General features: G+C 59.3%; 12 protein-coding genes and 3 pseudogenes. 6 read left to right on the top strand and 9 right to left on the bottom strand.

What is annotated here, in order from left to right:
* Positions 1-186: pseudogene (locus AC0L2U_RS33835) on the top strand (SIS domain-containing protein); the annotation flags it as partial.
* Between the two features lie 1,101 nt (positions 187-1,287).
* On the opposite strand, the gene AC0L2U_RS33830 reads toward AC0L2U_RS33835, so the two are convergent.
* Complete coding sequence (locus AC0L2U_RS33830) at positions 1,288-1,980, bottom strand: OmpW/AlkL family protein (RefSeq protein ID WP_473603572.1); 693 nt, start codon at positions 1,978-1,980, stop codon at positions 1,288-1,290.
* A 169-nt stretch (positions 1,981-2,149) separates the two neighbouring features.
* Positions 2,150-4,240, bottom strand: a complete 2,091-nt coding sequence (locus AC0L2U_RS33825) for a prolyl oligopeptidase family serine peptidase (protein WP_473603571.1) — start codon at positions 4,238-4,240, stop codon at positions 2,150-2,152.
* Positions 4,241-5,537: 1,297 nt separating this feature from the next.
* Between AC0L2U_RS33825 and AC0L2U_RS33820 the strand changes: the two are divergent.
* Both AC0L2U_RS33820 and AC0L2U_RS33815 read left to right on the top strand, forming a co-directional pair.
* Positions 5,538-5,711: pseudogene (locus AC0L2U_RS33820) on the top strand (transcriptional regulator domain-containing protein); the annotation flags it as partial.
* Between the two features lie 115 nt (positions 5,712-5,826).
* Complete coding sequence (locus AC0L2U_RS33815; RefSeq protein WP_473603570.1) at positions 5,827-6,342, top strand: DUF2285 domain-containing protein; 516 nt, start codon at positions 5,827-5,829, stop codon at positions 6,340-6,342.
* Positions 6,343-7,773: 1,431 nt separating this feature from the next.
* Here AC0L2U_RS33815 and AC0L2U_RS33810 read toward each other — a convergent pair.
* The 4 genes from AC0L2U_RS33810 to AC0L2U_RS33795 form a co-directional block, all read right to left on the bottom strand.
* Entirely contained in the window at positions 7,774-8,574 is an 801-nt protein-coding gene (locus AC0L2U_RS33810) for an HAD-IIA family hydrolase (protein WP_473603569.1), read from the bottom strand.
* Between the two features lie 479 nt (positions 8,575-9,053).
* Positions 9,054-10,529 carry an NAD-dependent succinate-semialdehyde dehydrogenase gene (locus tag AC0L2U_RS33805; RefSeq protein WP_473603568.1) on the bottom strand — a complete coding sequence of 492 codons (1,476 nt, stop codon included), beginning with the start codon at positions 10,527-10,529 and terminating at the stop codon, positions 9,054-9,056.
* A 948-nt stretch (positions 10,530-11,477) separates the two neighbouring features.
* Positions 11,478-12,863, bottom strand: coding sequence for a M16 family metallopeptidase (locus AC0L2U_RS33800; RefSeq protein ID WP_473603567.1), 1,386 nt, complete (start codon positions 12,861-12,863; stop codon positions 11,478-11,480).
* A gap of 1 nt (position 12,864) precedes the next feature.
* Entirely contained in the window at positions 12,865-14,169 is a 1,305-nt protein-coding gene (locus AC0L2U_RS33795) for a M16 family metallopeptidase (protein ID WP_473603574.1), read from the bottom strand.
* Positions 14,170-14,924: 755 nt separating this feature from the next.
* On the opposite strand from AC0L2U_RS33795, the gene AC0L2U_RS33790 reads away from it, so the two are divergent.
* Both AC0L2U_RS33790 and AC0L2U_RS33785 read left to right on the top strand, forming a co-directional pair.
* Positions 14,925-15,137: a cold-shock protein gene (locus AC0L2U_RS33790; protein ID WP_008874821.1), complete on the top strand. Its 213-nt coding sequence runs from the start codon at positions 14,925-14,927 to the stop codon at positions 15,135-15,137.
* Positions 15,138-15,774: 637 nt separating this feature from the next.
* Positions 15,775-16,185: a prephenate dehydratase domain-containing protein gene (locus tag AC0L2U_RS33785; RefSeq protein WP_473603566.1), complete on the top strand. Its 411-nt coding sequence runs from the start codon at positions 15,775-15,777 to the stop codon at positions 16,183-16,185.
* Between the two features lie 380 nt (positions 16,186-16,565).
* Here the strand turns inward: AC0L2U_RS33785 and hemN are convergent, their stop codons facing one another.
* Both hemN and AC0L2U_RS33775 read right to left on the bottom strand, forming a co-directional pair.
* Positions 16,566-17,903, bottom strand: a complete 1,338-nt coding sequence (gene hemN / locus AC0L2U_RS33780; RefSeq protein ID WP_473603564.1) for an oxygen-independent coproporphyrinogen III oxidase — start codon at positions 17,901-17,903, stop codon at positions 16,566-16,568.
* A gap of 204 nt (positions 17,904-18,107) precedes the next feature.
* Positions 18,108-18,575 carry a Ros/MucR family transcriptional regulator gene (locus AC0L2U_RS33775; RefSeq protein WP_473603563.1) on the bottom strand — a complete coding sequence of 156 codons (468 nt, stop codon included), beginning with the start codon at positions 18,573-18,575 and terminating at the stop codon, positions 18,108-18,110.
* A 527-nt stretch (positions 18,576-19,102) separates the two neighbouring features.
* On the opposite strand from AC0L2U_RS33775, the gene AC0L2U_RS33770 reads away from it, so the two are divergent.
* Entirely contained in the window at positions 19,103-20,137 is a 1,035-nt protein-coding gene (locus tag AC0L2U_RS33770; protein ID WP_473603562.1) for a cytochrome-c peroxidase, read from the top strand.
* A 211-nt stretch (positions 20,138-20,348) separates the two neighbouring features.
* Here the strand turns inward: AC0L2U_RS33770 and tdh are convergent.
* A pseudogene (gene tdh / locus AC0L2U_RS33765) lies at positions 20,349-20,486 on the bottom strand (L-threonine 3-dehydrogenase); the annotation flags it as partial.

The following is a 20,486-nucleotide window of genomic DNA, read 5'->3' as shown; positions in this document are numbered from 1 at the left end:
GAGAAAGGGGCCGCTGCTTCGAAACTCAAAACGATGCACACGATTGTGCTGCCGACCGTCGACGAGATTATCGCGCCGATGATCTTCTCGCTGCCGGTACAGCTTCTTGCCTATCACACAGCGGTCTTCATGGACACAGATGTGGACCAGCCGCGCAATCTCGCAAAATCAGTTACTGTCGAGTAATTGGAACGCGCTCCATATGTGGCGCGCGCCCGTCGGAAATACGAACAGACGAAGCCCCGCGTCACCGGCACTTGATTTCCACGAGACCCGATCAGGCCCGCAGCCGGTGGATATATCTATTGCGCTACCGATAGCGACATTGTGGGCAGCCCAACGAGTCTATTTCAGCGAGCGCGTGACTTGCCGCCCTATGTGCATAGCACGCGCTACGTGGGCTCGACCGAACGCGCCCGGTGCGGGTGTAACGTTATCCCCTTTGAATGATCAGATCGAAGCAAAACTAGAGCGGCGTTCGCGATCATCAAAAAAGATCAGCGAAGTCGGGTTGTCGCTGAATTGGCGGCCGCCCCCGTCTGGAATCGCGACGAGTGGCCATGACCATGCCGACTGACGTCCGGCAGCTTGACGTTGACAAGGAGTACTGGCCATCATCCCATCAATAGTGGGTGAAGTCATCGTCCGTGGGTAAGCAGTCCAATTGCATGCCTTGGAACCAGCGCCCATTGAGGTCCGCTGCTTTGGGCGCAGGGCCTCGCAAGTGGCATGATGATGCGAAGGTGTCGCCATTCTGCCGGGAGAGAGTCAGTGACTGTGGTTACGTATGTTGTTGGCCGAACTGCCCGACCATCGCCCCGATCCACCTCTCTTTGATCGCCAGCATGAGCTCTGGCTCTGGCTTGCGCTGGACTTCGTCGTGCCAGACCGTTCGATCCCTCTGAAAAAGCCGAAAAGATCGGCGCGCGCAGCGCTCAATTCGCCGGCGTTATGGAACTGTCGGGCTATGTGTTGTTTTTCCTGCCTGGCTCGGACCGATAATCGAGGCATATGCGGATGAGCGACGGCAGGTCTGGGGACCGGCGTGGCGCACGATTTTCTTACGTGGCGCAGATCGTGTATGTGAGGTGACGGTAGGCTCCATCCAGTTTCATTGAGGCGGCCGCGACTGCCCGACGAGAAAGGCAACTCAGTGAGTTTGAGAAGATGAGCACTACGTAGGCCCCCCACGAGCGCCTTTTCGGATGACCGACCCGGCTCCATTCTCTGAAAAGGGCGCACGAGGCGCCCTTTTTCATTTCTGCGGTCAGCAAGCCCCGTCACCACTCAGAAGTGGTAGGTGACACCCGCGCCTATCAGCCAGGGATCGAGCTTCGCCTTCCCCGTTAGCTTGACGCCGTCCACGGTGACATCGAAGTCTGGCCTTAGGAATAGCTTCTTCACGTCGAAGTTGACGCCCCAGTGCTGGTCCACCATGTAGTCGAAACCGACCTGCAGCGCGGTGCCGAACGTGTTCTTGATCTTGAGATCATCGGCGCTGCCGGCCTGCTGATGATAGAAGAACGTATAGTTCACGCCGGCCCCGACATAGGGCTGAAAAGCACCGAAATCGGTAAAGTGGTACTGCAATGTCAATGTGGGCGGCAGCAGCCATACCTTGCCGATATTTCCCACCCCGCCGATCGAGCCCTGTCCTGTGATATTGGCGTAGGTGGTGCCGAGGATAAGCTCGGCGGCGACGTTGTCGGTGAAAAAATACGAAATATCGAGTTCAGGCGTGAACGTGTTCGAATAGGAAAGACCGGAGCCGGGCACCCCATTGACGTAGCCCGAATCCTCAGTGACGACCCGCAACGCGCGCAGGCGGATCTGCCAGGGGCTTGGCCATTCCGTGAACAAGACACGCTGATCCGGGTCGCACGGTTCTGCAAGATCTGCCGCGACCGCCTGCTGTCCGATCAGCATCAGGGCGACAGCCGCTGTTGCTGCCCGCACCACGTTTATTCGCTTTATTAACATGATATCTCCTTGCTCTTCAGAATTACGGATTCCGCTGTAAATAATTTTGATTGAGGTAGATGGCGCTGCGCGCGCATTCTGACTAACTGGTATGGCCCGTTATGCTTTTGTCGCAGTCCTCGACCTGTGCTCATTCGTTCTTAGGTTGGTTTCGTCGGGCTCCCGGTCGTCAATGAACGTCACCGGCTTGCCAGCCGATGGCGCTGCGAAGGAAATTGTTGCTGAGGGCGATGAATGCGGCTCGCTCGCCCTCGTCCTTGCCGCAGCCGTGTCCGCCCGAGCTGGGCTCGTAGAAGTAAGCGGGATAGCCAAGAGCCTGCAGTTTTGCGGTCATCTTGCGCGCATGGCCAGGGTGTACGCGGTCGTCGCGTCTCATGCTGGCGAACAGGATAGGCGGGTAGGGCTGTCCCGGTGTTGCGGCGTGGTAGGCGGAGATTTCCCTTAGGAAAGCCCAATCGTCAGCCTTGTCGGGATCGCCATATTCATCGATATAGCTCGAGCCTGCCAGGAGCTTGGTGTAGCGACGCATGTCGATAAGCGGAACTCTGCAGAACAGTGCGCCGAAACGCTCAGGATAGCGCGTTAGCATGTTGGCGATCAGAAGGCCGCCATTGCAGTCGCCCTCGGCAGCAATCCGCCTCGACTGCGTTATCCCTCTCCGCACGAGGTCGGCGGCAACAGCGGCGAAATCGTCATGGGCGAGACGCTTGCCCTCCCGCCGCCCGGCCTCGTGCCAAGGGGTGCCGAACTCGCCGCCGCCGCGGATGTTTGCCACCGCGCACGTGCCGCCGCGTTCGAGCCACAGCTTGCCGATCGAGGAGTTGTAGCAGGGTAGGCAAGATACGCCGAACCCGCCGTAGCCGGTGAGGTGAACGGGCGCATCCCCGCTCACTTGAGCCGGGCCGACCTGCGTGTAGGGAATCATCTCACCATCGATTGACACGGCCTCGTGGCGTGTGACCACCAGCCCGGACGCGTCGAAATTCTCCGGGTTGCGCTTCAGGATTACTGATGCTCTGAGTGGCGGCGCAGTATTGAGATCGAATAAGAAAAGCTGCCGTGGCGTGACCGGATCCTCAGCCGAAATGAGGACCTCTCCGTTGGTCTCATGATCTGCCGAATCGAGTGACCTGAGGTCGACGGTCCCATGCGCAGGCACGGTGTCCAGGGCTCGGCGCGTCCATTCCTGCGGACCCGGGGTGAACACCTCGAAACGCGGAGCGAGGTTTGCCAGGTAGGCGATGATGAGCTTGCCGTCGTTCCAGAAGAATGACTGCAGGGAGCGCCTCTGGGCTGGTTCAAACAGGATACTGAAACGGCGCTCGCCGGCCAGGAAAGCGGAAAGTGAGATGCCGATCAGTGCGCTGGCGCAATAGGTTGTCCCGGCAACCGTCCATGCTTTGCGCGGCTTTACCGCCAGCCAATCGCCGAAGTGATTCCATCCGGCGTTCTTGGGAAGTTCGATCTCAGCCTTCGGCCCGCTTATGTCGCCGATGCGGATTATCTTGTTGAACAAGGCCAACTGCTCGACGAACCATAGGCGCTCGCCCTCGGCTGTGCGGTCCAGATGGCCTGACACACCGAGGGCTTCGGAACCGGTCTCGAAGATCACCGGCGCCGTGAGTGGATCCGAGTGACGCTTCCACAGTCGCACGGTGCGCGCGTAGCCGGAGCGGGTGGCCATACCGTTGCCAAGCGCACTGGAAAGCAGAAGCGTGTCAGGGTCCAGCCAACTAATGTGGCCTTTGGCCTCGGGGAGAGTGAAACCGTCGGCGACAAAGCTCAGAGACCCTAAGTCGAATTCGCGATGCACGACCGCGTCGATGCCGCCGCGCGACAGGCGCAGAACGGCTCTTTCCCGTCTCTCCGGCTCGATCGACGCGCCGTCCCAGATCCAGTCCTCTCCGTCGCTAGCCGCGAGGCTATCCAGATCGAGCAGGACCTCCCATTGAGGATTCGCCTGCATGTAAACGGAAAGGGTGGTCCGGCGCCACAGTCCGTGCGGATTTCCGGCATCTCGCCAAAAATTGTAGAGGTGCTGACCGCGGCGCGTGACCGGGGGAATCCTGTCGGGACGGTTGAATACCGCTGTCAGCGCCAACCGGTCGCGCTCGAATTGTGTTCCAGCGAAGAACTTCAGAGTCCTTGCCGACTGGCTGGCGGTCCACGCAAGTGCCCGTTCGCCTTCGACTTCTTCAAGCCAAAGATGGGGGTCATCGTCCGGTGCATTCACAGTCGGGCGGAAATCGAATTCGGTCATGTCCTGACAACCGGACGAATAATAGCGCAATGGCTTCCGTCTCGGGAACGCTCAGCGTTGGCGGCGGCGCCGGTATGTTCGAAAAGCGTGATCATCAGGTGGATGGTTCTCGGCGGTGCGGGTCGCAGTGCTTTTGCGCATAGGACTGCATCTGTCGTGCCAACTGGAAAAATCGTTTCCCAACAATGCGATCGCTCTAGCAGCGTTGTGTCACATGTCCGACATCGTCGCGAAACCGACAACGAGTGCACCCGGTATCACCGGATCAACCTTCGGCGCGGTGACACCGTGCATGAACTCGAGCAGTGAAGCTCGAAGTGAACTTGGTTGGGCCCTGGGATCTTCGCTCCGGACGCTTCACGCAGGCAAATAGAAAACAAGGTTATGGACGCCGCGAGCTACCGAGCCGGCTGGGCCTGTGGATCTAGACACCGCCAACAGCAAAAGAGATCCGAGGAAAACTGCGGGCGCCGCTTGACCGACCTGACGGTCTCCAGACCCCTCCAGCAAACTTGGCCTGCATCTTTTGATTGCATTTTTTTAAGTCTGCCGATCGCGCCGGCAAGCTGCGTTCGAACGAACACCTGGAGTGGTCGCTGGCTACCATTCAGCTGCTGGCGACCGTCGACGATCTACAAAGTATGAGGGTCAGGAGACAGGGAAGCTCCGGCCGCGCCGAGACGGCATACGATCGGTCTTTGGGCGACGCTGCGATTCGTATGCCCGCACCAAAGCCAGTGTGGGACAAGTCCGCCTGCTGAAATCGGCATGCAGCAGGCGCATGGCCCAGGCCGCAATCCACCCCATGCCGCTAAAAACCCCGGAATGAGCACCAGCCCAAGAAGCAATTGCGCGCCTCGCCGGTTCGTTTGGCGAGCCCACTGAGCAGTCGGCTTAACCTGTACACCTATACAGGCTGTCATAGCGTGAAACTTGGCATCCAATGGCGGAAATTTCTCCTTAGGAGACCTGACATGACCGAGTTTATAACGCCCGCGCTACGACGACAACTTGCTCACGATGAGCGTGCAATCCGCCGCCACGCCACTGCACCTTCAGGGAATGTCTCGAACGGGATGCATGAGCCGATCACCGCTATCAGACTGACTCCTTCGGCGTGCTCCGGCCGTTCTGGCTGTCGCTGCGCGGGTTCGACGCGCGGCTTCTGCCCTCGACAGTGCCAGTGGCGTACCCTTCAACGAAACGACGCCATCGAGGTCTGGTGCCCTCGGTGCCGGCGCTTTGCCAAGTGGCATGGTGTTTTGACGTCCGTGGGGGCGGGCAGGGGAGCACACTCATGCCTGCAGTTCTCGTGACGGGCTTGGACGAGGCTGATTGGCGCGATGAAAAATCATATCATTACACCGCTGGTCTGACGCCGCGCGAATGGGCCTGGGAGTTCTTACGTCGCAATCCAGCATTCCAGCGTGACGTGACCGCTGCAAGCCAGCAAGCCAATACTTTGTCGTATCTCTCTCTCGACGTGGTCAGGTCGGCCGGTGGCCTGTCGAGCTGGGGTATCCTGTTTCGCCGAGTCTTACGGGCGCAATTCGGTCGTATTCTGGTCTCCGCTATGGTGCGCTCATGTGCTGCCGGTGATTGCAGAACAGCTGTCTGCTTGCTCGGCGACAGGGCCGTTCGAGCTCTCGGCATTGCCATGCCGTGCGACGGTCCTGCTGGCGCCAGACAATGGCCAACATGTTCTTCTTCGCAAGGCGGAGCATACGCTTCAGCTCGCCGTCTCCGGCGCGGATATCCTGCACCCCGTTTGCCTCCGGACCGAGGCCATTTGGCCCGCGACCCTTTCGAAGCACCGCCTGAGGGCGCTCAAGTGCCTCAATGCCCTAAACTTGGGTCAGCACCTGCCCGCCCGCTTGTTTCCGCCGGAAAAACGCGGTCCCCGTTTGACCTTCGTTCTTCGTGCGCTCGACGGATCGCTTGCTGGGGCGTCACATCGCGAGCTCGCTGAAGCGCTGATTGGTCAACTGCGCGTCCATGCCGACTGGAGGGATCCTCGCGATCATCTGCGCGACCGCATTCGCCGCGCTGTCACTCGTGGCCGCGCCCTCATGCATGGAGGGTACAGGGATTTCCTTCTTTGAAAAGGGATAGTCCGACTTGTATATCAGCCGGCGAACAGTTCGAAGCTACAACTGGTCACTGCCAGTTCGTCAGTCGACTTGGAGAGGAACGGCCTTAGAGGTGCGCTCTGGTTCAGGCGTCGGTCGATGCTGAGAGGCACGTTAGACTTGTCCGATAGGTGACAATGTCGAGTACGCAACAGAGAAAAAAGCAAAAAAGCTATCGCGTCGGGTCTTTTAAAACGATTTTTGCCTTGGCACGGAACATGCACGCTAGCAAAACGCGCGGACTGAGTGGTTCCCCCCTCCACGAAGGTCGCGGACTTACGCCACCTCCCAAGGCGTACCCGGCCCGGCAGCGAGCTCAGTCTCCTGCCGGGCATGCGGGTTCAGCCGTGCTTGCGTTCAGGACTATAAAATCAGAGACGCAATGTTTCGCTTCCGACTATGCGGGCTTGGTGCCGAAAGTTGAGGTGGCGGAACTTGGCGCTGCGTCTGACATAATTACGTGAATGAAGCGCAAGGCCTAAATAAATTGTCAGACTTCGAGCGCGGTCGTTGTGGCTCCGTGTTCACGGCAGCGACTATTTTGGCCGTTGCCAACCCGAGATCCGCCTTTGAAGTAAATGCGGAAAGGCTCACTCGCAGCGTAGTCTTGGCACCTCATAGCTGATCCTCGTCAGCACACGCGACGGAGCGTGAGCGCGGCAGGAGAACTGTGGAGAGACAGGTTTCGCGATCGCATCGTTGTCACACCATGAATTGGTCAAGGAGCACGTATTTGGAAGGCGCAATGCTTGAACCCAATACCTGCGGCAGGCGATTGCTCAATTGAAAGTTGTCTTGAAGCGCTTCGATGCCGCTCACTACCCGCAGCCGCCGAGCCGCCTATTCCTCGGCAGTCCGTCGGCTGCTGCGCTATTCAGCGGCGCTGTTGCCCGTCCTGTTCACCACAAAAGCGAGGCGCAACCACTCCCTAATGAGCAACGCGCCCACGCCTTGAGGGCTGTGGAATTTAAGCGCCAATGGGTGAGCAGATCGACTTCGACAAACTCGTCTGCCTGAGCGATGCGCATACGACCAACAGCCTGCGTGGCGTCCACGTGTAGGATCGCCTCCGGAGTGACGCGGCGATGAAATCGGTCAAAACTCCAGTGGTTGAACGACACGCGTCGCGCTGTTCAAAGCCATGACAGAAACGGTCGGGCGTGAGTGTCACAGCGAACGCATCTGGGCTCGCTCGAACCTGACGCATTCGCTGGACGCAGTCTACTTCGGCGCTCGAGAGTCTTTGGCCGAAGACTCTCGCTTCATAGAGTCAGGACCGGCATGCATTGGACTACATGGGTGTACTTCGACTAAGTTGTCACGCTTGTCACTTTCTTTGCGGCCAGCTGTTCCTCCAAACTTGCCCAGGTTCAACGGCCGACATTCGGAATGTAGCGGGAGCGTTCAGTCGTGGTGTAGGGGTCGTTCTGCTTGTTGAGTGACGATGATCTGGCCCAGATCGGCAAGGCGCTCGACCACGTAGCCGGGTCTGAATGGAAACCGCTCTATGTCTGCCAGTTTGGTAACCCCAGTGAGCACAAGGGCTGTTTTCAGGCCCGATTCCAGGCCTGCGAGCACGTCGGTGTCCATGCGGTCCCCGACCATGATGGTATCAACAGGTCGCACTCCTAGCCGGTCGAGCGCGTCGCGCATCATGAACGGGTTCGGCTTTCCGACGAAATAGGGCTGACGGCCGGTAGCCTTTTCGATTAGTGCCGCGACTGCCCCGCACGCCGGATGGGACCCCCGCTCGGTCGGGCCAGTCGCATCCGGATTGGTGGCGAGAAAACGCGCGCCCCTCGCCACAAGCTCGGCGCCAGTCGCGATCTGTTCATAGTGGTACGAAATTGTGTCCCCGAGGACAACGAATTCGGGGGCAACCTCCGTTATCCGGCAGCCTGCCTGCCGCAGGGCCTCGACGAGACCGTGGTCGCCGATGACATAGGCAGATGATCCCTGCTTTTGCAGTTCCATGAACCGCGCCGTGGCGAGCGCCGAGGTGTAGATGTGCTCTGGCTGCACGGCGAAGCCGACCGCTCTTAGACGCTCGGCATGATCTTCGGGCGTGAAGCGCGAGTTATTGGTGAAGATCTGAAACGGCTCACCCCTGGCGATTAGCCCGGCGACATAGCCGACGGAGCCAGCAATCGGTTGACCGCCCCGGACCAGGACCCCGTCCATGTCGAGCAGATGCGCTGTAATCATTGGATCTCAACCCTCAATGTCTTTCGTGCATGCACGGCCTGGGCACGTCTTGTGTCACTGAATCTTCTCCAGGCGAGAATGCCGGCGACTGTACTGATTGAGAGCGATGCGCGAAGGGCGCTCAGTTGGCCGTGCGGCAATAGGGAGGCTGCGGCGTAAACGTATCGGTGGCATCCGCGGGGCGTGCGGACGCCATGCACCGTCGGCTGATGACAATCGCGTTCTATTTTCTGTGAACCACTAGCCTGGCGAGACGTGCCGCGCTTGGATAGGATGAGCAACCTGAAGTCTGCTAGCGGCGCCTTGCCTCCTCGCCGTAAAGGCGGTTCAAGGTAGCTGGGCGTCTAGATCTCACTTAAGGCGCACAGGCCGCAGGTCGCGGTGAACGACCCCGAAACCAGCCGCAAGAAGGTTCGCCCAAGCGGTTCTATCATCCCTTTGGTTCATTCTGCGCCTGAGGCCGCCCATCCCCATAGAGATCAGATGCCGCCCATGCAGAGGTATTTCATTTCGAGGTAATCTTCGAGCCCGTGGCGGGAACCCTCTCGCCCAATGCCGGACTGCTTGATGCCACCAAACGGCGCCGCTTCCGAAGACATTCGCCCGGTGTTGATGCCGACCATGCCGTATTCCAATGCTTCGGCAACGCGCCAAACACGCTTCAAATTCGAGGCATAGAAATAGGCGGCGAGCCCGTAGATCGTGTCGTTAGCCTCACGCACAACCTGCTCGGCATCGTGGAAACGAATGATCGGAGCCAGCGGCCCAAAAGTCTCCTCTTGGGCAACCGCCATGATGCTGGTGATTTCAGTGAGGACTGTGGGTTTGAAGAAAGTCCCATCCTTGCCGATGCGTTCGGCCCCGCATCGAATTGCGCCACCCTTGGCAACGGCATCTGCGATGTGGGACTCGATCTTGGCCAAAGCATGCACGTCGATGAGCGGTCCGACGTCCACTGCCGGAGCGAAGCCGTCGCCCACCGACAAGGACCGGACTTTCTCCACGAATTTTTCGACGAACTCATCGTGAACGCTCGATTGGACGTAAAGACGGTTCGCTGAAACGCAAGTCTGGCCGGCGTTGCGGAACTTCGCCTGGATCGCGCCGTCAACCGCAGCGTTGATATCGGCGTCGTCGAAGACGATGAACGGCGCATTGCCGCCGAGTTCGAGGCTGACCTTCTTGATCTGGTCCGAGCATTGGCGCATGAGCAGCCTGCCAACCTCGGTCGAGCCTGTAAAGCTGATCTTTCGGACCTTCGGGTTGGAGCAAAGTTCGCGTCCGACGCCATCACCTTCAGACGCATAAACCAGATTCACAACGCCGTCGGGAAAGCCGGCCTGGTGCGCGAGGGCGAACATTGCTCCTGCCACGAGCGGCGTCTGTTCAGCAGGCTTAAGCACGATGGTGCAGCCCGCCGCCAGGGCCGGCGAGATCTTGCGCGCCACCATCGAGGCCGGGAAATTCCATGGCGTAATCGTGCCGACCACACCGATGGGCTGCTTGATCACCAGCATGCGACGGTCTGTCGACGGTGCGGAGATCGTCTCGCCATAGATGCGATTGGCTTCTTCGGCGTACCATTGCAGATACGCGGCCGCGTGCGAAACCTCCGACTTGGCTTCGGCAAACGGCTTGCCCATCTCTGCAGTGAGTATCGCGGCAAGATCATTGGCGTGTTCAATGATCAGCTCATGCCATCGCCACAAAACGTCACTGCGTTCTCGGGCGGTCAGCGCAGCCCAACCAGGCTGCGCTACATAGGCCTTGTCGATCGCAGCGCGTGTCTCCTCCACGCCCATGTCGGGAAGTGCCGCCAGGACCTCACCGCTCGACGGATTGAGGACCTCGAATGTCCCCTCGCTAATCGGCGTGCCGAGCGCCGGCAGGCGATCAATGGCGCCAAACAGGTCCGGGGATTTCAAGTGGCGGATCATCGGCAGGCACAGGGGCAATACCGTATTCCTCTCAAAATGCGGCTGATATGTAGGTCGACAGGGGGTGGATGTGTACTGCGCAACTGCGGCTTCCCGCTAGGGCCTCCGCCAGGGCGCCGGTAGACCATTGTGCTCACCTGAAGCCAAAATTTTGAACTGTTCTGGTTCGATTGCGGGTCTCACCAGGTGCAACCTCAAGAATGGACATCGGCTTCCCCACCGCGGCTGGTTTTGCGCATCACGATAGGACTCCTCCGCCAATGCGACGGTGAGGCTGACATTTTTAACATCACTGGACAAAACTGGACCGGAAGGTTCCTGTGCAAAGAAGTTGCTTTTTCCAAGCTTCTTATGGGCATCTTCCAGCGCGTTTTGAGGCTTTGTGTTGAAAGCCGCGATCCGCCCGCGAGCCTAAGTAAAGTCGCTGCTCCTAACGGAAGTTGGCGCCATGACGCTTGTGCGAAGAGAGCACTGCCTGCGAGCGCACATGACCTTGAACTGGTGAGACAAGCGGCTTTACCCAACAAGTGAGTCCATCAAATACCCAAAAGAAACGAACCTGGTTGCGGAGTATGTCCGATACGCTGGCAGGCTCACCCAACCGCAAGGTGCGCTTCGGCCCCAGCAGCTGAGGATCCCTAGTTGGAAACCAGCACTCCTCGTCGGGGGCCGTGGAGTCCCGCCTTCTGGGTCCATTCTGGCACGTCGTCGGCTGCCGTCTTGACCGATCTTGTCATTGCAGCCAGCCTGGTCCCGCCCTTTCGCCTCGACACTAGCGCTAACGCGCCTTGGGCCATCTGCGAGGCGCTCTTCGATCTCCCGACCGGCTCCCACGTAAACAGACATCCTAACTTTCGCACTTTAAGGGAAAGTTGAATCCCGCTTGCCACTCGTTAGCCACTCCGCGTTTACGCAGTTCCGAAGAAGATCAGCGCGGACCTTGGTATAGCGCGAGACTGCTGGTCGTCACGGGGCTGGGGCAAGCCCCGTGCCAATGCCCAAAATGGCGGGCTCGGCCGAAAGCAGCTTCTTCGCCGCCGCCCTGACCTGGTCGATCGTCACTTGTTGGATGAGGGCTTGGCGGCGCTGAATGTAGTCTATGCCGCGCTTGTCAAGTTGCAACGCGAGAAGCGTGGCTGAAATGGATCTGGAGGAACCCAGATGGTTGATAGCAAAGGCGCCGATCAGATGCTTCTTGCTCGCATCGAGCTCGGCCGCTGTTGGGCCCGTGTCCGCCAGCTCCTTGATTATTTGTCTTATCAGGCCGAGCGTCTCGGCCGCCCTGTCGGCGCGCGTCGACGTGGCCACGACAAACGTGTTGGAATGCTGGTGGCTTTCCAAGCTAGAGGAGACACCGTAGGCAAGGCCGCGCTTTTCGCGCACTTCCCGGTACAGCCGTGAGGTAGATGACCCACCCAATATATCGTTTAGCAACTGCGCAGCATAGAATTCCGGCTCGGTGCGCCCGATGCCGGGGAAAGCCAGCCGGAGCGAAGTCTGGGGCAGGGCGTATGCGACTAAGGTCAACCGGCCGAGCTTCGGGGTGACATCAGGTACCGGCGCAAGCGTCTGTTTCGGGGGCAAATCGCCGAACAACTCGTCGAGCCTTGCGCTCAGGGACTTGGCATCTATGTCGCCCACGACCGCGACGTGCAGCCCGCCGCGGGCGAAAGCGGCCTTGTGGAAGGCGCTTAGATCGGTGGGCGTTATGCGGGCTAGGCTTTCCTTGGTGCCCTCGGGCGGCCTCGAATAAGGGTGCGTGCCATAGATACTACGCCGCCAGGCATCCTTGCCGATCGCGTGAGGTTCGCGCTCGTTGGCGATGATGTGGGAGAGAAGCTGAGCGCGGATTCGGTCAAGGGGTCCCTGATCGAAGCGGGGCCTGTTCAAAGCGAGCCTGATGAGATCGAAAGCGGCGTCCTGGCGCAGGGAAAGCATGCGCACCGAGCCATAGATGCCGTCACGCCCCGCGTGGAAGCCCATCTCAGCGCCGGCATCATCGAGCCGCACCTGAAAGGAGTCGCCGTCGTAATCGCCTGCGCCCTCGTCGAACAAGCCGGCCATCAATTTGGCAAGCCCCTCCTTACCGGCCGGGTCCTGGCTGGTCCCACCGTCAAACACGAACTGGAGCGTGACGAACGGCAGCGTATGGTCTTCTACCAGCCAAGCGGTGATCCCCTGTTCAGATTTCACGTCCTGGATGTTCAGGGCAGCCCGCGCGGTAAGTGCCGGGAGGACGAGGAACAAAATAGCAAGGCACAGCACAGCCAGCGAAGAGGCGAGGCGCCAGCCCTGTCTGAAAGGAGAGGGCAATGCTTTTGGAATGGCCCTGCGATAGAGGTTCGTCATCATATCAATTTTCCTTGGGCAGGAGATAGCCGGTTGTCGAATGGTCAGACACGAGGTAGCGGGCCGCTACCGCCTTAACCTGATCGGCCGTGACCTTGCGGATGCGGTCCGGCCATTCCTCGACGTCTTTCACATTGCCGCCCGTGGCAAGCGTGGCGCCATACATGCGGGCGACGGAGCCCTGCTCGTCATGGCCGAAGATGAACGAGCGGATATAGCGATTTTTCGTCTGCTCCAGTTCGTCGCTGGTGACGCCGTTGCTGGCGATGCGCGCTATCTCGGCGTCGATGGCAGCCTCGACATCCGCAAGCTCGGCGTCGCCGCGCGGCCAGCCTCGGATGCTGAACTTGCCAGCATCCAGCATGTTGCCCTGGAAATCAGCGTAGGCCGCGGCGGCTATGCCTTGCTCGACAACGAGCTCCTGGTAAAGCCGGCTTCGGTTGCCGCCGCCGAGGATCTCCGCCAGGAGGTCCAGCGCCTCGGCTTCGCCAGGCTCGGCGGTGCGATAGGACGGCACCACCCAATGTCTGGAGAAGACGGGGACCAAAACGCGGTCATCGCTCAGCGTCAATACGCGCTTGGTGTTCTGCACCGGCTCGGAGGCGCGCTCACGCGGCGGCAGCTCAGGTCCACGCGGGAGCTTGCCATAGGTCCTCTCGGCAAGCGCCCTCACGCTCTCCGGTTCGACATCGCCCGCCACCACCAGCACGGCATTGTTCGGCCAGTAGTATTTGTAATAAAACGCGAGGGCGTCGCTGCGATTCAACTTCTCGATCTCGTGCATCCAGCCGATCACCGGGATGCGGTAAGGTTGGCTCTGCCAAAGCGTCGTGACGACCTCCTCATCGAGAAGCGCATGCGGACTGTTGTCGACCCTCAGGCGACGCTCCTCGCGGACCACGTCCCGCTCGGTGTCGATGACGTCATCTGTGAGGGTGAGATTGCGCATGCGGTCGGCCTCGAAACTCATCATCTGTTCCAATGCTGAGGGCGGCACCGTTTCAAAGAAGGCGGTGTAATCGTAGGAGGTGAAGGCGTTTTGCGAACCGCCGATCTCGGCCACCGCGCGGTGCAACTCGCCGGCGCCGTGATTGGCCGTCTCTTTGAACATCAGATGCTCGAAGAAATGCGCGATGCCCGATTTGCCCGGAGGCTCGTCGGCGCTGCCGACCTTGTACCACAGCATATGTTTGATGATGGGCGCGCGGTGATCGGGTATGACGACAACCTCCATGCCATTGTCGAGCAGGAAATTCGTTGCCTTGATGCCATTGGCGGCCGCCGCAGGCTCGGTCGTCAGAAATGCCATCGCGGTCGCAAAGAGTGCGCCCCGCAGACAGACAGACGGTCGCTTCGGTTTTGGTGACGGGGCGATGGACAACGCTCGAACGGAAGTGAGTTGTCCGTCATTTTCAAGGTGCTGCGTCCCGGGCGCCCTCATGGGGAGAAGGATCGGTGGGCAGCGCCGGTCCAGACGAGCCCTGACAATGCCGCCAGGCCCCGCTCGGGTGTCAGTTTTGAGGTGGGCGAAAGGTGGGACGGCATTTTTCTGTGTGGGAACCATGGGCGACTCTCCTGCGCGTTTGCATGAACCGCGCACGAGCCGTGCCAGATGAGGAAGCCGTTCGGCGATCCGATTCACCCGGAATCTGTATTGCGTACCCGACATTGTCCGACGTCAGACACCGCCGACGGGGAGCACTTGCCAGTTAAAGAGGTGGCTATTCGCTAAGCGGCGGGAACATGGTGACGTTTGCGCGCGCCCGTAGTTGCTGGTCGTCCGCGTGCTCTTGCTAACATCGACCGGTCAGAGGTCCCCCAACACGACTCCGAACCGGCGAAGGACGCGGCTCTTGAATTTATCGGAGCGTTGCAGAACTTGTGTTTGCCATTCGGAGCGCCAGCTCGCTGTCTGCGATAGGCGGTCATGATCGAGCTCTCGAGCCGATTTGCGATTTGACCGGGGCTTTTGCTATTTTCGCTTTTGCTGTCCCTAAAATCTCGGATATGAAGCGGACCTGGCTTATAGCCTGCCTACATTGAATGGTTACAAAGGAATACGTTATGGCGACTGGAACGGTGAAGTGGTTCAACAGCACCAAGGGGTTCGGTTTTATCCAGCCTGACAACGGGGGTCAGGACGTTTTCGTCCACATTTCCGCTGTCGAACGAGCGGGCCTTTCGACCCTTAACGAGGGCCAGAAGATCAACTACGAGGTCGAACAGGACCGCCGTACCGGCAAGTCCTCCGCAGGCAGTCTCAGCAAAGCTGGCTGATCTTTTTCTGCTTCTGCCCGGCAAGAGCCGGGCAGAAGTGCCACTGACCGCGCCATATGAGCGGGCAAGAACACGGATTTCCCGCTGACCGGGCGGGGATTGCGGCAAGCTGCTAAGTTCTGCTGAAACAGATGTTTGCAAGCGAAGAGAGCGGGTCCCAGCCCTCTTATTGTCTACAATAGTTCTTGCGTAGCAGATACCGACAGCGACCGCGCGTATCGGAACAAATGAGATCAAGCTGCGGGCTTCTTGTGGGCCCCGATCGCTTCACACCGATCAGTACTATATGTTCGGTCATGAACCCTTGCGTGTGAATGTGGGCTCTGACGCATTATGAGTGCGCCGGGGAATGAACGAGCAATTCAGCCAACCTCCAGCCATCGACACCTCGGAATCAAGAGAGCAGGGTACATTGGCCCTGGGGGGACCTGACCCATCAAGCCTCGCTGGACCTCTTTGGTGACCGAGTTGAACTCATCCCGTTCACCGACGGATTGTTCGAAGCATATGAGAATGGCTGCGTCGACATTGCATGCCTCCCAGCTACGACCTCTCTGGTCGGAGCCACTCCCTACCTTGACCAGGTTCTGCGCTTGACGTCTCTCACGAATTGTCGCCGAGTACGTGAGAGAGCCGTGTGGGAGCGACATGTTTCGTGGCTGAGCAAAACTCTCCCTCGATAGCGGCATTTGGTCCTGCGCTTGGTGCCAGGTTGTATAATCTGCAGATATTGCGAACAGGAATTAAAGAAGGCCTGCATAGCATTACGCGGTGGTGGGTGCTCCGGCGCAGGACCCCTGCGCCGACAGGATTTGACCGGACAGCACTTCACCTCCGCGTTTCAGAGCAAAATCTCAGTTGTGTCCTGAACAGGTTCTCGAAGAATGATTTGACCATTCTCAATGCTTACCAGCGTCCGACATGCGAGCGGCTGGACAGCCATCACTATGTCATCGATGTCGCTGGCCACGTTTTGACGCACCCGGCGCTGGCTGCGTTGGCGCAGGTTGATGGCCTGAGAATTCTCGGATCCTACCCACGTTGCTAATAGCTATGGCAGGATAGTTTCCATCCATAGCCCCAAAACTGTTGATCTTCTTCACTGACGAACAAGGGGCTGCCGCATCCAACTTGATGCGATGTACACGACCGTGCCTCGGGAAGTGGACGACATCTGCGCCGACGATCTTTCGCCGGCTCAATTTCTTGCCTGGGAAACGGTGGGTATTCATAGGCACAGATGTCGACCGGCCCGGCATCTCGCAGAACCAGTCACCTTTGTATGACTGTGACGCTTATAGGCGATACGCTGGCCCCATTCGGGATCAAACACTTCAATCCGCGCAGGGGCGCCGTGACCGGGAGTCTACGCAGTTTTACCGCTTGCACGAGCTTATCCTTTGGCCTCCCGCCCGCAGCTTGGCTGTGCTATGGGACAACCCGGTCGAGAAAAGCATCGAATGCGGCAGCAACAGCGCGAACCACAAAGCGATGCTCATGCCGCACCCGGATGCAACCGGTTTCGATGCCCACGATCCCATCCTCGGCCAGCTTAACCAGGCGTTCAGCAGCCGGATCGAGAAGGCGAGTTGGATCGAATCCATACGCCGCACAGATTGCCGGCACATCGGCCTGCAAATCGCACATCAGCCGCTCGATGATGGCGGCTCGCACGCGGTCTTCGTCTGTCAGTCGGTAGCCTTTTGAAGTCGCCAGACGGCCAGCTGCTATGTGCCGGCTGTAGGACTCACGTGTCACCTCGTTCTGGACGTAACCCTCGCCGACCCTCCCGATAGAGGACGCGCCGAAACCGATCAGGGTTTTGCAGGTGTCGGCCGAGTAACCCAGCGAGTTACGCCGTAGCCGACCGCTGGCCTGCGCCAGCGAAAGTTCGTCGTCCGGCAAGGCGAAATGGTCGAGGCCGATCTCACGGTAGCCGGCCGCAACCAGCGTCTCTGCCACGGCGGCAGCCTGTTCGGCGCGGGCGACGCTGTCAGGCAGCGCAGTCTTCTCGATCAGACGCTGATTCTTTCTCACCGAGGGAATGTGGGAGTAGGCGAACACCGCAAGCCGGTTGGGACGCATGGCGACAGTCGCCACTGCAGTCTCGACGCAGGACTCTACCGTCTGGTTCGGCAGACCGAAAATGAGATCGACGTTGATGCTGCCTACTCCGTGCCGACGCAGCTCTTCGACGGCAGCGGCCGTCTGCGCCTCGCTCTGGACCCGGTTGATCGCTTTTTGGACGATCGGGTCAAAGCTCTGCACCCCGAGACTCGCGCGGCTCACCTTCGCTGCTCCCAAAGCTTCGGCGATCCCGGCGGTGAAGGTGCGCGGATCAATTTCGACGGCGATCGTAGCGGGTTCCCTGAACGCGAAGAGGCGGCGCAGGAGTTCTATGGTGGCCAGGAACTCGGCCGCCCCGATCAGGGTCGGGGTTCCACCGCCGAAATGCAGGTCGTTCACGACGAGCCCCTGCTGCACCTTCTCCGAGACCAAACGGATCTCGTTACGCACAACGTCCAGATAGTTGAGGATTGGCCCCTGATTGCGGGCAATCGTGGTCGGGAAGCCGCAAAACCAGCAAATCGATTGGCAGAACGGAATGTGGAGATAGAGCGACACCGAATCGCCAGCCGGCAGATCTCTTAGCCATTCGTCGTAGCTTTCGCCCCCGACGCTGGCAGTGAACTCCGGCACAGTCGGATAGATGGTGTACCAAGGCAGGAGAGCCTCGCGATATTCTTTCGTGATAGAGGTCCGCAACGGTTTCCGTCCCAAGCTGAAAAGTTGGTCCTTTTACGGCTGCGGTCTCCTGTGTCTCTGCGCTATGTCAGTTCCATTGCGCTTCGCGGCGTGTAATCACACCTTGCAAGGAAAAAGGCGGGATTTTGATCCCGCCTTTCGAGTGTTTCGCTCACATCTAGCTGATCGAGCCACCAGCCCCACAACGGGTCTGGATGGAGGAAGTCACGCTGGTACCTTCTTTCTAGACCGCTTCTCGGGCGTAGAGACCTCAGGCTCTTTCGGTTTGCGGCCGAGTCCCATTGTCTTGGCCAACGCAGAGCGCGCAGCCGCGTAGTTCGGCGCGACCATGGGATAGTCTGAAGGCAGACCCCATTTGGCGCGATATTCGTTGGGGGTCAGCCCGTAGTGGGTCGCCAGATGACGCTTTAACGATTTGAATTTCTTGCCGTCCTCAAGGGAGACAATGTAATCCGGCGTCACCGATTTTCTGATCGGGACAGCCGGGGTCAACACCGTCGGCTCTTGTGCCGAGACGCGACCGGATGCCGTGCGTTTCAAAGCTTCGTGCACTTGGCCGATCAGGGCAGACAGTTCGCCCACCGGAACGGGATTGTTGGAAACATAGGCTGAGACAACATCCGCGGTAAGGTCGATGAGGTTGTTGGCGTTTTCGAAGTCTTCTTCTGGCATGAAACTCTCCGGTGGATTGGTCTGCGGAGCGGTCGCTTCTAGTAGTGATTTCCGATGAAAGCAACAAATCTCGCGACAGCATTGTTCGTTGTTCGTCCAACATTGAGGTCTATAGCGCCACTTCACGCTGTCGTGATCCTGATCTGGGCGTCAACCGCTGTCCATAACTGCGCCGGTATCCGCCGTTCAGTCCCGATCTCGTCCGTTTGAATCGCAGGCGACGACGCACAACGCTTGTAGACCATGAGCCGTGCACTCGATGGGGCAGCTTTGCGCGTATGGGTTGGCGGCGTTGCGGCAGCATGTGGCGACAGGCCCCGGAACCGACCAAACCTCAGGCGAACAAACAGCGATTGCGCGCGCCCACCATTAAAATCCGCCGTCGGGCGATGAACCGCAGTCACCGTTCCCGCCGCTCGATTGGCTTGGACGGCAGACACGATTCCCTCGATCCGCTGATCTAGCGCAGGGCGTTCGCAGGCCGCATGTTGAGAATGGTTTCCGTGCACACCGTAAGGACTCCATCTATGAAAACTCTCTTCCCTGCGGTGGCTGTTGCGCTGGTGGCAGCCACGGCTTTTGCTGCGCAGTCCATTCCGCCAGACCTCAGAGAAACGGCACTGGCCATCTTCAAGCCCTTGCCGTCCATACCGGTCACCAACAAATCGAGCATGCCGGAGAGGATTGCCCTCGGCAAGGCACTGTTCTTCGATCCACGCCTCTCGTCCTCAGGCGTTTTCTCCTGCAACTCGTGCCACAACCTGGCCACCGGGGGCGACGACAATCGTGAAACTTCGATTGGCCACGGTTGGCAGAAGGGGCAGCGCAACGCGCCGACGGTGTTTAACTCTGTATTCAATAAATCACAGTTCTGGGACGGTCGCGCCGAAGACCTGAAAGCTCAGGCCAAAGGGCCCATAGAGGCCGGTGCCGAGATGGCCAACACATCGCATCGAGTGGTCGAGACGTTCAAATCGATGCCGCAATATGTGGCGTGGTTCCATTCAGCTTTCCCGGGGGAGGCCGAACCCATCACCTTCGATAATCTAGCCAACGCACTCGCAGAATACGAGGCGACACTGGTCACGCCCGCCCCCTTCGACGCCTACCTCAACGGCGATGACACCGCCATTGGCCCCGAAGCGAAACAGGGCCTGGCCCTTTTCATCGAAAAGGGCTGCTCGTCCTGCCATTCCGGTGTCAATCTTGGCGGGGAAGCCTATTATCCATTCGGCCTCGTTGAGAAGCCTAGCGCCGACATTCTGCCGGAGAACGACAAGGGACGATTTGCCGTCACCAATGTACCAGAGGATGCCTATGTTTTCCGCGTGCCGTCGCTGCGCAACGTAGCAATCACAGCGCCATATTTTCATTCGGGCAAGGTCTGGGACCTGGGAGAGGCGGTCGCGATCATGGGCACCACCCAGCTTGGCCAAGAGCTGACGCAAATCGAAATCGATGGGATCGTTGCCTACCTTCATTCGCTGACCGGAAAGCGACCGGAGATCACATATCCCATCTTACCGCCTGAAACGCCCACAACACCTCGGCCTCGATCCTAGCATTGGAAAGCAGACGATGGGGCCTGTGAGCATTCCTTGACCGATCTGGGCGAATTGCTACGAGCCTCGTCCGATTGGGCCGCCTACGTCGCCGAGCATTCGGCTCACGTTGGAGGGGAGCCATTGCACCAGCCGGCTCCCAGGCGAGGAGATCGCCGACAGCCAGGCGGTGTCCCGTCACCACCTTCGCAAAGTTACGCCGGCCATCGCCCTACCAGTCCATCACCACCTTGCCGGAACTGCCGCTGCGCATCGCATCGAAACCGATCTGAAAATCGTCGATGCCGATGCGGTGGGTGATCAGGCCGGAGACATCCAGCGGGCCCTGCACAAGCGCGATCATCTTGTA

Source organism: Mesorhizobium sp. WSM4808, assembly GCF_055811675.1.
The sequence above is the reverse complement of the archived record's forward strand: the minus strand, read 5'-3'. Positions and strand labels throughout refer to the sequence as shown.